General features: G+C 54.4%; 16 protein-coding genes and 1 pseudogene. 10 read left to right on the forward strand and 7 right to left on the reverse strand.

Annotated features, from left to right (window positions below):
* Positions 1-45: 45 nt before the first annotated feature.
* The 3 genes and pseudogenes from CKO_RS07065 (at position 46) to CKO_RS07075 (ending at position 3185) form a co-directional block, all read left to right on the forward strand.
* Positions 46-282 carry a DUF1656 domain-containing protein gene (locus CKO_RS07065; RefSeq protein WP_012132527.1) on the forward strand — a complete coding sequence of 79 codons (237 nt, stop codon included), beginning with the start codon at positions 46-48 and terminating at the stop codon, positions 280-282.
* A gap of 2 nt (positions 283-284) precedes the next feature.
* Positions 285-1145: an efflux RND transporter periplasmic adaptor subunit gene (locus CKO_RS07070; RefSeq protein WP_024130369.1), complete on the forward strand. Its 861-nt coding sequence runs from the start codon at positions 285-287 to the stop codon at positions 1143-1145.
* Positions 1145-3185, forward strand: a pseudogene (locus tag CKO_RS07075) (FUSC family protein). Before CKO_RS07070 ends, CKO_RS07075 begins: the two are co-directional and overlap by 1 nt.
* On the opposite strand, the gene sodC reads toward CKO_RS07075, so the two are convergent.
* The 3 genes from sodC to CKO_RS07090 form a co-directional block, all read right to left on the reverse strand.
* On the reverse strand, positions 3161-3682 hold the full coding sequence (sodC, locus tag CKO_RS07080; protein ID WP_012132530.1) for a superoxide dismutase [Cu-Zn] SodC: 522 nt from the start codon (positions 3680-3682) through the stop codon (positions 3161-3163). The pseudogene CKO_RS07075 and the gene sodC sit on opposite strands and share 25 nt — an antisense overlap.
* A gap of 79 nt (positions 3683-3761) precedes the next feature.
* Positions 3762-4658 (reverse strand): aldo/keto reductase, encoded by an 897-nt coding sequence (locus CKO_RS07085; protein ID WP_012132531.1) that lies wholly within the window; start codon positions 4656-4658, stop codon positions 3762-3764.
* A gap of 49 nt (positions 4659-4707) precedes the next feature.
* Positions 4708-4947 (reverse strand): DUF1289 domain-containing protein, encoded by a 240-nt coding sequence (locus CKO_RS07090; RefSeq protein WP_012132532.1) that lies wholly within the window; start codon positions 4945-4947, stop codon positions 4708-4710.
* 101 nt (positions 4948-5048) lie between these two features.
* Between CKO_RS07090 and CKO_RS07095 the strand changes: the two genes are divergently transcribed.
* The 4 genes from CKO_RS07095 to rnt all read left to right on the forward strand — a co-directional run bounded on the left by CKO_RS07095 (position 5049) and on the right by rnt (position 8050).
* Positions 5049-5648, forward strand: coding sequence for a TetR/AcrR family transcriptional regulator (locus CKO_RS07095; RefSeq protein WP_012132533.1), 600 nt, complete (start codon positions 5049-5051; stop codon positions 5646-5648).
* Positions 5649-5706: 58 nt separating this feature from the next.
* Positions 5707-6804, forward strand: coding sequence for an alkene reductase (gene nemA, locus CKO_RS07100; protein WP_012132534.1), 1098 nt, complete (start codon positions 5707-5709; stop codon positions 6802-6804).
* A gap of 88 nt (positions 6805-6892) precedes the next feature.
* Positions 6893-7300 (forward strand): lactoylglutathione lyase, encoded by a 408-nt coding sequence (gene gloA, locus CKO_RS07105; protein ID WP_024130371.1) that lies wholly within the window; start codon positions 6893-6895, stop codon positions 7298-7300.
* A 102-nt stretch (positions 7301-7402) separates the two neighbouring features.
* Positions 7403-8050: a ribonuclease T gene (gene rnt / locus CKO_RS07110; RefSeq protein WP_012132536.1), complete on the forward strand. Its 648-nt coding sequence runs from the start codon at positions 7403-7405 to the stop codon at positions 8048-8050.
* A gap of 110 nt (positions 8051-8160) precedes the next feature.
* Here rnt and grxD read toward each other — a convergent pair whose 3' ends face one another.
* On the reverse strand, positions 8161-8508 hold the full coding sequence (grxD, locus tag CKO_RS07115) for a monothiol glutaredoxin 4 (protein ID WP_012132537.1): 348 nt from the start codon (positions 8506-8508) through the stop codon (positions 8161-8163).
* Positions 8509-8845: 337 nt separating this feature from the next.
* Here grxD and CKO_RS07120 point away from each other — a divergent pair, with 337 nt between their 5' ends.
* Both CKO_RS07120 and sodB read left to right on the forward strand, forming a co-directional pair.
* Positions 8846-9658: a C40 family peptidase gene (locus CKO_RS07120; RefSeq protein WP_024130372.1), complete on the forward strand. Its 813-nt coding sequence runs from the start codon at positions 8846-8848 to the stop codon at positions 9656-9658.
* Between the two features lie 125 nt (positions 9659-9783).
* Entirely contained in the window at positions 9784-10365 is a 582-nt protein-coding gene (sodB, locus tag CKO_RS07125; RefSeq protein WP_012132540.1) for a superoxide dismutase [Fe], read from the forward strand.
* Positions 10366-10411: 46 nt separating this feature from the next.
* On the opposite strand, the gene CKO_RS07130 is transcribed toward sodB, so the two are convergent.
* Positions 10412-11578 (reverse strand): MFS transporter, encoded by a 1167-nt coding sequence (locus CKO_RS07130; protein WP_012132541.1) that lies wholly within the window; start codon positions 11576-11578, stop codon positions 10412-10414.
* A gap of 174 nt (positions 11579-11752) precedes the next feature.
* Positions 11753-11842 carry a cytochrome bd-I accessory subunit CydH gene (gene cydH / locus CKO_RS23275; protein ID WP_096753851.1) on the reverse strand — a complete coding sequence of 30 codons (90 nt, stop codon included), beginning with the start codon at positions 11840-11842 and terminating at the stop codon, positions 11753-11755.
* A gap of 297 nt (positions 11843-12139) precedes the next feature.
* Between cydH and purR the strand changes: the two genes are divergently transcribed.
* Positions 12140-13165, forward strand: coding sequence for an HTH-type transcriptional repressor PurR (gene purR, locus CKO_RS07135; protein ID WP_012132544.1), 1026 nt, complete (start codon positions 12140-12142; stop codon positions 13163-13165).
* Here the strand turns inward: purR and punR are convergent.
* The gene (gene punR / locus CKO_RS07140; RefSeq protein ID WP_012132545.1) at positions 13162-14094 is read right to left on the reverse strand and encodes a DNA-binding transcriptional activator PunR; all 933 of its coding nucleotides are present in this window, start codon (positions 14092-14094) and stop codon (positions 13162-13164) included. The two genes, purR and punR, sit on opposite strands and share 4 nt — an antisense overlap.
* Positions 14095-14161: the final 67 nt, after the last annotated feature.

Raw genomic sequence — 14161 nt, forward strand, 5'->3', positions numbered from 1 at the left:
TACTAAACCTATAGCAACGCTGTTTAACGCAAAGGATTCTTGCTTGTGACGTTTATACCCACTGCAACAGGATTGCCCCTACAAGATCTGGTGATCGGCGCATCTGTCTATTTCCCTCCGCTTTTCAAAGCATTCGCGCTTGGATTTGTTATCTGGCTGCTGGCGCATCGCCTGCTACGCGACTGGATTTACTCGGGTGAAATCTGGCATCCCCTGCTGATGGATCTGTCGATATTTGCACTTTGCGTGTGCCTGAGCCTTATTTTGCTGATTGCGTGGTGATTATGTCGCTTAAAACAATGAAATACTTTTCAACGATTGTGGTTGCGGCCATCGCGGTTCTGGCCGGTTGGTGGCTATGGAATTACTACATGCAGTCTCCGTGGACGCGCGACGGTAAAGTACGGGCGGAACAGGTGAGCATTACGCCTCAGGTCTCCGGCAGCATCACCGAACTCAATATAAAAGATAACCAGTTCGTGAATGCAGGCGATCTGCTCTTTTCTATCGATAAGACCCCTTTTCACATCGCTGAGCTTAATGCGCAGGCAGAACTGGCTAAAGCCCGCTCCGATTTAGCGAAAGCCAATAATGAAGCCAACCGTCGTCGCCATTTATCACAAAATTACATCTCTGCCGAAGATATGGACACCGCAAACCTGAACGTTAAAGCGATGCAGGCCAGCGTCGAAGCGGCGGAAGCGTCATTAAAACAGGCGCAATGGCAATTAGCCCAGACCGACGTTCGCGCGCCGGTCGCGGGCTGGGTGACAAACCTCTCAACGCGCACGGGGGATTACGCCTCCACCGGCCAACCGCTGTTTGCGCTGGTCGACAGCCACTCGTTCTACGTCATGGGATATTTCGAAGAGACGAAACTGCGCCATATTCGCGAAGGCGCTCCGGCGCAGATCACCCTCTACAGCGGCAACGTAAAGTTACAGGGTCACGTCTCCAGTATTGGCCGGGCGATTTATGATCAAAGCGTGGAGAGCGATTCCGGCCTGGTCCCTGACATTAAACCTAACGTTCCCTGGGTTCGTCTGGCGCAGCGCGTGCCGGTGCGTATCGAATTTGATGCGTTACCCCATGATGTCACGCTGGTTTCGGGCACAACATGCAGCGTGGCTATCGGTCAGCGCTAATGAAGCTCCCTCACCTGGCCTGGCGCGATACACCCTGGTTCAAAGCAACCTCTGGGCAATGGCGCTATGCATTGCGCAATACCCTCGCCATGTGCCTGGCGCTGACGTTCGCCTACTACATCAACCTGGATGAGCCATACTGGGCGATGACCTCTGCCGCCGTGGTAAGTTTTCCGACGGTAGGCGGCGTGATCAGTAAAAGTCTGGGGCGTATTGCCGGGAGTTTACTTGGCGCCACCGCCGCGCTCATCATCGCAGGTCACACGCTAAACGAACCCTGGCTCTTTTTATTAAGCATGGCGGCCTGGATTGGCTTTTGCACCTGGGCCTGCGCCCATTTCACCAATAACGTCGCCTACGCCTTCCAGCTGGCGGGTTACACGGCCGCCATCATCGCCTTTCCCATGGTCAACATCATCGAGGTCACACAGTTGTGGGATATCGCCCAGGCCAGGGTCTGCGAGGTGATCGTTGGTATTCTTTGCGGCGGCATGATGATGATGATCCTGCCCAGCACCTCTGACGGCACGGCGCTGTTGACCGCGCTGAAAAATATGCACGCACGGCTGCTGGAGCACGCCAGCCTGCTCTGGCAGCCGGAAACCACCGATGCGATACGTTCCGCCCATGAAGGGGTTATCGGCCAAATTTTGACGATGAACCTGCTGCGCATTCAGGCATTCTGGAGTCACTACCGTTTTCGTCGCCAGAACGCGCTGCTTAACGCTCTGCTGCATCAGCAGCTTCGCCTGACCAGCGTCATTTCCAGCCTCCGCAGGATGTTGCTGAACTGGCCCAACCCGCCGGAGCAGACCCGCGATGTGATTGAACAACTGTTGGCCGCGCTGGCTAATCCGCGTACCGACAGTTATACCGTCGCGCGCATTATTGCCCCGCTACATCCGAAAAACCGACAGGATTACCGCCACGTCGCCTTCTGGCAGCGATTGCGCTATTTCTGCCAGCTCTACTTACACAACAGCCATCAGCTACGGTTGCTGGAAAACGGCGCCGCAGTCGATAAGATCAAAGTAACGCACAGCCCCGGTCTGGCCCGCCATACGGACAACGCCGAAGCGATATGGAGCGGATTGCGCACATTTACCACCCTCATGGTGATTGGCGCGTGGAGTATCGGTTCACAATGGGAATCCGGTTCAGGGGCGTTAACGCTGGCGGCCATCAGTTGCGTGCTCTATTCCGCCGTCGCCACGCCGTTTAAATCACTCTCTTTACTGATGCGCACGCTGATTCTGCTTTCGTTGTTCAGCTTCGTCGTCAAATTCGGTTTGATGGTGCAGATAACCGATCTCTGGCAGTTTTTGCTGTTTCTGTTTCCTTTGCTGGCCACGATGCAACTGCTGAAGCTGCAAATGCCGAAACTCGCCGGGCTTTGGGGGCAGTTGATCGTTTTTATGGGATCGTTTATCGCCGTCACCAATCCCCCCGTGTATGACTTTGCTGATTTTCTTAATGACAATACGGCTAAAATTGCCGGGGTCGCGCTGTCGTGGCTGGCCTTTGCGATCCTGCGTCCGGGTTCGGATGCCCGCAAAAGCCGTCGCCATATCCGCGCATTGCGCAGAGATTTTGTCGATCAGCTCAGTCGTCATCCATCACACAGCGAGAATGAGTTTGAATCGCTGACCTATCATCACGTCAGTCAACTCAGCAATAGCCAGGATGCGCTGGCGCGACGCTGGCTGTTACGCTGGGGAGTGGTACTGCTGAATTGTTCACATGTGGTGTGGCAACTGCGTGCCTGGGAAACCCGCTCCGACCCGCTTTCGCGCGTCCGGGATATCTGTATTGCCTTGTTGCGCGACGTGATGAGCGAGCGCGGCGTACAGCAACGACCGCTGGCGGCCACGCTCCAGGAGCTACAGCGTATTTGCAACACGCTGTCGCATCATCATCAACCTGCGGCTCAGGAACTGGCGGCGCTCATCTGGCGATTACACTGCTCGCTGTCACAGCTTGAGCAAGCGCCGCCGCAGGGTTCACTGACGTCCTGACTATTTGATGACGCCGCAGGCGTAACGCTCGCCACCACCGCCAAGCGGTTTCGGCTGATCGGACATGTTATCGCCGCCGACGTGGATCATCAGCGCTTTATCTTTGATTTCATCAAGAGATTTCAGGCGCGGCGCAGTAACAGGCGTGGTGGCTATCCCGTCATTATTGACCACCAGCACGGGAAGATCGCCCATATGCCCGGCGCCTTCCGGCCCCTCGTGCTTCCCGGTATTGTGCGGGTCGAAATGCCCGCCCGCCGCCTCTGCCGCCGAGGCTTTACCCTCTTTAATCGCAGGCTGGCAACTGCCGTTAGCATGGATATGAAAACCATGTTCACCCGGCGGCAGCGCTTTCAGGTCGGGAGTAAACTCCAGCCCTTTATCCGTTTCGGCAATGGTTACGCTGCCAATCGACTGCCCGACGCCTTGCGAAGTCACCAGATTCATCGTCACTTCTTCACTGGCGGCCTGTGCGCCCGCACAGGCCAGCAGGGTTAACATTGCCAGACTCAAACGCTTCATAAGACCTCCGTCAAATGTGTTTACCCGGTTAAGTGTAAACCAGTGACACAATTTTGAACGGAAAGCCGAAAATGCAGCATTATGGTACGTCGTAACCTAACGCCGCTTTGCGGATACGGAACCATTGCTGACGCGACATCGTCAGAGACTCCGCCTCAATCGCTGCGCGTACGCGCTCAATTTTACCGGAGCCGATAATCGGCAACGGCTGAGACGGCAGACGTAAAATCCACGCATATACCACCTGCTCTATCGTGGTCGCGTTCAGCTCTTCCGCGATCGCGGCAAGTTCGTTGCGCAGCGGCGCGAATTCATCATCATTAAACAGACGACCGCCGCCAAGACAGGACCACGCCATCGGTCGAATACGCAGTTGCTGTAGCTGATCCAGCGTGCCGTCCAGTAGCAGCGGCTGATGAACCGGTGAAATCTCAACCTGGTTCGTGGCAAGGGTAAACGGCAGACGCGATTGCAGTAGCGTAAACTGGGCCGGGGTAAAGTTAGAGACGCCAAAGTGGCGCACTTTTCCGCTCTGGTGGAGATGCTGGAATGCTTCCGCGACGTCGTCCGCATCCATTAGCGGGTCGGGACGATGGATGAGCAGCAGATCAAGGCGGTCAGTCGCCAGATTTTTCAGGGACTGTTCAGCGCTGGCAACAATGTGGTCGCGGTCAGTGATGTAATGGCCGAGTACATTTTCAGCCCGGGCGGTCGTGGCGATACCACACTTCGTTACGATCTGCATCCGCTCACGCAGGTGCGGCGCCAGTTTCAACGCTTCGCCAAACGCGGCCTCACATTGATAACCGCCGTAGATATCCGCATGGTCAACGGTCGTGACGCCCAGATCAAGATGCTCTTCAATAAAGCTGACCAGCTGACGCGCAGACATATTCCAGTCCATCAGACGCCAGTAACCCATCACGAAGCGCGAAAATTCCGGGCCTTGCGGGGCAATAGTGATACGCTGAACCATAACCGCTTCCTCATATATAGATGTTTAGCGAGTATACGCAATTACGGTTTCAAAAGAGTGAGGGTTGTTGAGGTTCTTCCTGCGGGTTCGGTTTGTTTGCGCGTAATTTGCGCATAAGACGCTGACGACAAAGCCGCAACACGTCCTGCTTCTCGGCGTCGCTCATTTTTTGCCAGTTGAAACGCTCATCCCGACTGCGCAGACAGCCGCGACAAAATCCGCGCTCATCCGACTGACAGATCCCCCTGCACGGGCTTGGGACGGGAAAAAACTCTAACTGCTCGGCCACACTCTCTCCTCAACGAAAGCACTTATGCTTATTGAAGACGCTAACTGGCTTTCTGGCAACCTGACTTGCATTAGACCGATTGGTCTATTACACTCTGCGGCATGAACAAACAGACTGAACATGATACCCGCGAACATCTTCTGGCTACCGGCGAGCAGCTTTGTATGCAGCGTGGCTTCACCGGAATGGGATTGAGCGAGCTGCTCAAAACCGCCGAAGTGCCGAAGGGGTCGTTTTATCACTATTTTCGTTCCAAAGAAGCGTTTGGCGTCGCCATGCTGGAACGGCATTACGCCGGATATCATCAGCGGCTGGCAACGCATTTTGACGCCGGAGCGGGCAACTACCGTGACCGCATTCTGGCTTACTATCAGGAAACCCTGAATCAGTTTTGCCAGCAAGGCACTATCAGCGGCTGTTTGACCGTAAAGCTGTCCGCCGAAGTGTGCGATCTCTCAGAAGATATGCGCACTGCGATGGACAAAGGCGCGCGGCATATTATTACGCTGTTAGCGCAAGCGCTGGAAAAAGGACGCGAAGCCCGCTGTCTCTCTTTTGCTGGCGAGTCGCTGCAACAGGCGCAGATCCTGTATGCGCTGTGGTTAGGCGCGAATCTGCACGCCAAAATTTCTCGCAGTGCCGCCCCGCTTGAAAGCGCGCTGGCACATGTAAAAACGATTATCGCAACGCCTGCGGCTTAACGGGCGTTTTTATTTTCCTTATCACTAGACGACCGGTCTACTTATACCAGGAGCCATTATGTCATCTGAGAAACTGTTTACCCCGCTGAAAGTGGGCGCAATTACGGCAGCAAACCGTGTGTTCATGGCCCCTCTGACGCGTTTGCGCAGCATTGAACCGGGCGACATTCCCACCCCGTTAATGGCCGAGTATTATCGTCAACGCGCCAGCGCCGGGCTAATCATCAGTGAAGCGACGCAGATCTCCGCACAGGCGAAAGGCTATGCGGGCGCGCCGGGTCTGCACAGCGCGGAGCAGATCGAGGCATGGAAAAAAATTACCGCTGGCGTTCATGCCGAACAGGGGCACATTGCTGTTCAACTCTGGCATACCGGTCGAATCTCTCATTCCAGCCTGCAACCCGGTGGCCAGCCTCCCGTCTCCGCATCTGCGATCGGCGCTGGCACCCGTACCTCGCTGCGCGATGAAAACGGCCAGGCCATTCGTGTCGACACCTCAATGCCGCGTGCGCTGGAAACCGACGAGATCCCAGGCATCGTCAACGATTTCCGTCAGGCTATCGCCAATGCGCGTGAAGCCGGTTTCGACCTGGTAGAACTGCATTCCGCCCACGGCTATCTGCTGCACCAGTTCCTTTCCCCGACGTCAAACCATCGTACTGACCAGTACGGCGGCAGCGTTGAGAACCGCGCGCGTCTGGTGCTGGAAGTCGTCGATGCTGGTATTCAGGAATGGGGGGCAGATCGAATTGGTATTCGTGTTTCCCCTATCGGCACATTCCAGAATGTCGGCAATGGCCCGAATGAAGAAGCCGATGCGCTCTATCTGATTGAGGAACTGGGTAAACGCGGCATTGCCTATCTGCACATGTCCGAACCTGACTGGGCTGGCGGCGAACCGTATACTGACGCCTTCCGTGAGAAAGTTCGCGCCCGCTTCCACGGCCCGATCATTGGCGCAGGCGCCTATACGCCGGAAAAAGCGGAAGACCTGCTCAATAAGGGCCTGATCGACGCCGTCGCGTTTGGCCGGGCATATATTGCTAACCCGGACCTGGTGGCTCGTCTGCAACGCAAAGCAGAACTGAATCCACAACGCGCAGAAAGCTTCTACGGCGGCGGCGCGGAAGGTTACACGGACTATCCTACCCTGTAATCCTGCGTTGGTAGCGGCGTAAAAACGCCGCTATACTAGAACAACATTTTGAATGTATTGACCATTCAGCACTTTTGAGGGGAAAAAGATGCGTTTACTTCATACCATGCTGCGTGTTGGCGACTTGCAGCGTTCCATCGAATTCTACACCAACGTACTGGGCATGAAGCTGCTGCGCACCAGCGAAAACCCGGAATACAAATACTCTCTGGCATTCGTGGGTTACGGCCCGGAAAGCGAAGAAGCGGTGATCGAGTTAACTTACAACTGGGGCGTTGATAAGTACGAGCTGGGCACGGCCTATGGCCATATCGCCCTGAGCGTCGACAATGCTGCCGAAGCCTGCGAACGCATTCGCCAGAACGGCGGTAACGTCACGCGTGAAGCGGGTCCGGTAAAAGGTGGCTCCACCGTCATCGCGTTTGTTGAAGATCCTGATGGCTACAAAATTGAGCTGATTGAAGCCAAAGACGCCGGTCGCGGTCTGGGCAACTAATCTCCCGCCGGGCACAGACTCTCTGTGCCCGTTGTTTTACTGCATCTCAGCGTAAAATTTGCCATAATGCGCGCTGCAATTTTTCCGTATTAAGAGACCCAGATGTCCGATAACGCTCAACTTTCCGGTCTGTGCGACCGTTTTCGTGGTTTTTATCCTGTCGTCATTGATGTCGAAACGGCGGGATTCAATGCCAAAACCGATGCGCTGCTTGAGGTTGCCGCCATCACGCTGAAAATGGATGAACAAGGCTGGCTGATGCCGGACACGACGCTGCATTTCCATGTTGAGCCGTTCGAAGGCGCAAACTTACAGCCTGAAGCGCTTGCCTTTAACGGAATCGATCCTTCTAACCCGCTGCGCGGCGCGGTCAGCGAGTACGATGCGCTGCATGCTATTTTCAAAATGGTGCGCAAGGGAATTAAAGACAGCGGTTGCAATCGTGCGATCATGGTCGCCCATAACGCCACGTTCGATCACAGTTTTATGATGGCCGCCGCTGAGCGCGCTTCGCTGAAACGTAACCCCTTCCACCCCTTCGTGACCTTTGACACTGCGGCCCTGAGCGGCCTGGCGCTGGGACAGACCGTGCTGTCAAAAGCGTGTCTGGCGGCGGGAATGGAGTTTGATGGAACGCAGGCGCACTCTGCGCTATACGACACCGAACGAACGGCCGTTCTGTTTTGCGAAATCGTTAACCGCTGGAAGCGTCTTGGCGGCTGGCCGTTGCCAGTACCAGAAGAGGCATAATCGTGTCGGGTGGCGATGCCCGCGCGTCCTGATAAGCGACGCGCCATCAGGCAACCGCGTTTTCAGCAAAAAAAAAGCGACCAGATGGTCGCTTTTTTATTTCGGCTGAATTACTCAGCGTCAGGCTCTTCGGTTTTGTATTTTGCCGCAGTCTCGTTGATCAACTGCTGCAACTCACCGCGCTGGTACATTTCAATTAAGATATCGCAGCCGCCAACCAGCTCACCGTCCACCCACAGTTGCGGGAAGGTCGGCCAGTTTGCATATTTCGGCAGCTCGGCGCGGATGTCCGGGTTTTGCAGAATATCGACATAGGCAAAACGTTCACCACAGGCAGAAAGCGCCTGAACAGCCTGTGCGGAAAAACCGCAGCTTGGCAGTTTTGGAGAGCCTTTCATGTACAGGAGAATCGGGTTTTCAGCGATCTGGCGCTGGATTTTTTCGATAGTGGTGCTCATTGTCTTGCTTCCTTAAACTTCTTTACGGCAGTAGTCTGACATTGTAGCGGGTCAGGCTGGCAACGGAAAATAACATTTTCATCACGCTTTACTATTTTATCGTCTGAAGCCTGAAGTTGCATTCTAAATATCTCTTATCCACTTAAACAGTATGGAATTGTTTATCTGTTGACCCGTTTCCGCTTTTGTTGCTGCTTTTTTTTGCACTCAATAACGAAACGCGATTTTAGATGACAAAAGCTATTAACTTCCGGGGATTTTATAGATTAGAATCGATGCGTTTTGTAAATCATACGCAGGCATGAATTCGACCTGCCCTTAACCAGAGGATTGCTCAGTGGCGCGGATAAACCGGATCTCGATCACGCTCTGTGCTTTGCTTTTTACCACGCTCCCTTTTACGTCAATGGCGCATGCCTCCCGGCAAGCCAGGGCGACGCCTGCCGCGCATGTCACGAAAACGGCAGATAAGCAGAAGAACACCGCGACCAGCAAGAAAAAAACGAAGACTGCAAAAAAAGCCGTGAGTAAAACCCAAAGTAAAACGGCCTCCACATCGAAAAAACGCATTGCCTCCCCTGCGAAAACCAGCAAAACTGCAAGCCGTCGTAGCAAACCCGCCACCACACAAACCGCCGCCGTAACCTGGACGGAAAAATGTACGCCGCGCAAGGGTCGTAAGCCGCATTGTGTCAAAGTAAAAGGCGCCCCGCTTGCCATTGCCGATGCGCATAAAGCGAAAATGCAGAAAGCCACCAACACGGCGATGAATAAATTAATGAATCAGATTGGCAAACCGTATCGTTGGGGCGGAACGTCTCCACGAACCGGTTTTGATTGCAGCGGTCTGGTTTATTACGCGTATAAGGATCTGGTGAAATTCCGCATCCCGCGTACTGCAAATGAAATGTATCATTTGCGTGATGCCGCGCCGATTGAACGTGGCGAACTGAAAAATGGCGATCTCGTGTTCTTCCGTACTCAGGGTCGCGGTACTGCCGATCACGTTGGCGTTTACGTTGGCAACGGCAAATTTATTCAGTCTCCGCGCAGCGGTCAGGAAATACAGATTACCTCTCTTAGCGAAGATTACTGGCAGCGCCATTACGTGGGCGCACGCCGGGTCATGACGCCGAAAACCATTCGATAAAACGTTACCCTGTAGTATGGCTACAGGGTAAGTTCTTCTTTTGTATCACCTTTCAATTTGCTACCCTATCCTTACGTACAATAAGGTTATTGTGCGCACCTAATATAAATATAAGGAGAGAAGCAATGTCGTTTGAATTACCTGCATTACCGTATGCCAAAGATGCTCTTGCACCGCACATTTCTGCTGAGACGCTGGAATATCATTACGGCAAACATCATCAGACCTATGTGACCAACCTTAACAACCTGATCAAAGGCACGCCGTTTGAGGGGAAATCACTGGAAGAGATCGTTCGCAGCGCTGAAGGCGGCGTCTTCAATAACGCGGCCCAGGTCTGGAACCACACCTTCTACTGGAACTGCCTGGCGCCAGATGCTGGCGGCGAACCAACGGGTAAACTGGCTGACGCCATTGTCGCGTCCTTCGGCAGCGTTGCCGATTTCAAAGCGCAGTTCACCGACGCCGCAATTAAGAACTTCGGTTCCGGCTGGACCTGGCTGGTGAAAGGGACGGATGGGAAACTGGCTATCGTCTCTACGTCGAATGCCGGTACGCCGCTGACCACCGACGCCACGCCGTTGATGACCGTTGATGTGTGGGAACATGCCTACTATATCGACTACCGCAATGCCCGTCCTGGCTACCTGGAGCACTTCTGGGCGCTGGTAAACTGGGACTTTGTGGCGAAAAACTTCGCGGCATAAAGAGAATAACGCAGAAGGGAGTCCCTTCTGCGTTTTAATGCTGCGCTTAGTTCGCCACGCAAACGTCTTCAGGCTGTCTGCGCGCAGAGACAAAGACCAGCAACAGCGCAAGCCCTGCCACAATCGCCCCCATCACCGGTACGAAGCTGTAGCCCAAACCACCGGAAATCACTGCGCCCCCCGCCGCTGCGCCAAGCGCATTACCGAGATTAAAGGCACCGATATTGACCGATGAAGAGAGGCCTGGCGCTTCGCTGGCAACCCGCATAACGCGCATTTGTAAAGGCGGAACCACCGCGAATGTCGCCGCCCCCCATACCACCATGCTGATAGCAGCACCCACTTCGTTGCGCGCCAGGAACGGGATCGCCAGCATAATCACCATCAGCAGCAGCAAAAATCCTTTCAGGGTGCCGTTAACCGAACGATCCGCCAGTTTTCCCCCCAGATAGTTGCCGATAGAAAAGCCAACGCCAATCAGTACCAGCATACCGGTAACGAAAGCAGGCGTTGCATGCGTAATGCTGTGCAGCACTGGGGCGATATAGGTATAGAGTGTAAACATCGCGCCTGCGCCCAGAACGGTGGTCAGTAATGCCGATAACACCTGTGGTCGCAACAGCACCGCCAGCTCTTTGCGCACCTCAGGGCGCTCTCCCGCCCCGCCTTTCGGCAACGAGAAAAAGAGGCTAATCATTGAAATTACGCCCAGCCCCGCCGTCGCCATGAAGGACATACGCCAGCCAATGGTTTCCCCCAGCCAGGTCGCCGCAGGAACACCGCCAATATTGGCGATTGTCAGCCCCATAAACATGGTGGCGACCGCACTGGCCTGTTTATGTTTGGGGACGACGCTGGCCGCCACCACCGACCCCAGACCGAAGAAAGCGCCGTGATTCAGGCTGGTCAGAATCCGCGACAGCATCAACGTAGTGTAATCCGGCGAGATGGCCGACAGCACATTTCCGAGGGTAAAAATCGCCATCAAAAAAATAAGCGCATTACGACGTGCGCGATGGGAAAGCAGCAGCGTCATCAACGGTGCGCCGACCATCACACCAACGGCATACGCGCTGATTAGCATTCCGGCCGCAGGAATCGAGACATCCACGCCGCGAGCGATAACAGGCAACAAGCCCATAGGAGAGAACTCGGTGGTTCCAATACCAAATGCGCCAATTGCCAGCGCCAGTAAGGGATAATTTATTTTCATACATCGACTCCGCAGCTTCGTGCCGTCACGAGGCACGCAAAAGAGTCAAAAGCATGACATCAATCACAAAACTAATAAAGTAAGCAAAATAGCAAAAGACTTTTACGATTTGGTTAAAAATGAGGAAGAAGAGAGAGGAAAGACAGAGGGAGAATGCTCTCCCTCAGAGGTAAATCAGTTCAGTGCGGCAGTCAGACCGCCTGCGACAATCAGGCCCAGCACAATAATGGTGGTCACTAACGAAAATTTCAGATCGGTGCTCATCAAGTTTTCTCCTTTTTATTCCCACACAAAAAGTGATATTGCGCATTTTTACACACTTGAATGCAAAAATCTCCCATGATTTATATTGATAAGCGCTTTTAACTCTTCCCCTTTTCGTCAAGATCAGACAAAATTCCACGCTTACTTGATTAGCGTACCGGCCATTGCCCCCTTCCTGATGTTCCGTGTCGTTTTCCCGGCGTGCCGCAACCCTGACGTTGCGATCAAGGTGTGTAAAGGCAAACGTTTACTTACAGTATTTTCAGGAGTTCAGGATATGGTCTGGAGTGAGATGTAATGGCAACAATTAAAGATGTGGCGAAGCGAGCAAACGTTTCCACTACAACCGTATCACACGTAATTAACAAAACGCGCTTCGTTGCGGAAGAGACGCGCAACGCGGTATGGGCAGCCATTAAAGAGCTGCACTACTCTCCCAGCGCGGTTGCCCGCAGCCTGAAGGTTAACCACACCAAATCGATTGGTTTGCTGGCGACCAGCAGCGAAGCCGCCTATTTTGCTGAAATTATCGAAGCCGTTGAAAAGAACTGTTTCCAGAAAGGATATACGCTGATTCTGGGCAACGCCTGGAACAACCTGGAAAAACAGCGCGCGTACCTCTCCATGATGGCGCAAAAACGCGTGGATGGCCTGCTGGTCATGTGTTCCGAATACCCTGAGTCCCTGCTCTCTATGCTTGAAGAGTATCGCCATATCCCGATGGTGGTGATGGACTGGGGCGAAGCCAAAGCGGACTTTACCGATACGGTCATTGATAACGCCTTTGCAGGCGGCTATATGGCCGGTCGTTATCTGGTTGAACGCGGCCACCGTGAAATTGGCGTGATCCCCGGCCCGATGGAACGCAACACCGGCGCAGGTCGTCTGGCTGGCTTTATGAAAGCGATGGAAGAAGCGCTGATAAACGTGCCGGAAAACTGGATCGTTCAGGGTGATTTCGAGCCGGAATCAGGCTACCGCGCGATGCAGCAAATGATCTCCCAGTCTCACCGCCCGACGGCCGTATTCTGCGGTGGCGACATTATGGCGATGGGCGCGTTGTGCGCCGCTGACGAGATGGGGCTGCGCGTACCGCAGGATATCTCGGTCATCGGCTACGACAACGTACGCAACGCGCGTTACTTTACGCCTGCGCTGACGACGATTCACCAGCCGAAAGATTCTCTGGGTGAAACGGCCTTCAATATGCTGCTTGACCGTATCGTCAATAAACGCGAAGAGTCGCAGTCCATTGAGGTGCATCCGCGTCTGATTGAGCGTCGCTCTGTCGCCGATGGCCCATTCCGCGACTATCGCCGTTAATCCCCTTCTGCGGGAGCCTCTTCCGGCTCCCGTAACCACTCTTTATTCAGCGTTTCGCTGTCGCCCAGATAGTCCAGTAACCAGGCCAGCGCGGGCGACGTGTCGTTCTGCTGCCACGTCAGACAGCACGCCGCATCAGGAAACGGATTCTCAAGCTGTAGCGCCACCCATTTCCCGCTGTCGATCCACGGCTTAGCAAAGTGGGTCGGCACCATTCCCACACACAGTCCCGCGGAAAGGCAGGTCGCTGAAGATTCCCAGTCCGGCACCACCACGCGTTTTTGGTTATCCAGCAGCCAGGTGATGCGCTTCGGAAGCGTACGCGAGGTATCCTCCCGGACCAGCGACGGCCAGTTGCGCAACGTGTCGTCACTGAGCGGGCCAGCCATTGACGCCAGCGGATGATGGCGGGCGACCACGCAGCTCCAGCTCAGCATCCCCATATCGCGAAAGGTGTAGCGTCCTCCAACCGGAATGGCCTGCGTCGCGCCGATAGCCAGCTCCACGCGCCCGTCCGACAGCGCATCCCAGACGCCGTTAAATACCTCCTGAAAGACCAGCAATTCCACATCATCAAAATGACGATAAAAATCAACAATCATCTGCCGGGTGCGCTCCGGCTTAACAATATTGTCGACCGCAATCGCCAGTTGACCCCGCCAGCCGTTGGCGATCTGCTGGCACTGCTGTCGGGTGATCTGCATTTTTTTGATAACAGAGCGCCCTTCCTTTAAAAACCATGCCCCGGCGGGGGTCAGTTCAACATCCCGATGGCGTCGTTCGAAAAGCGGCACCGCCAGCCACTCTTCCAGTTGACGGACGGTGTAGCTCACCGCAGAAGGCACGCGGTGCAACTCCTGCGCCGCAGAACTAAAACTGCCATTACGGGCAACGGCATCAACCACTTCGAGTGAATATTCTGACCACATATTCTGCCTGCAAAAATTTTGAATCCAGTAGCCAAATATTAGCGTTTCACAAGCAGAATTTCACTCC

The sequence above is a fragment of the Citrobacter koseri ATCC BAA-895 genome (assembly GCF_000018045.1).
GTDB lineage: Bacteria > Pseudomonadota > Gammaproteobacteria > Enterobacterales > Enterobacteriaceae > Citrobacter_B > Citrobacter_B koseri.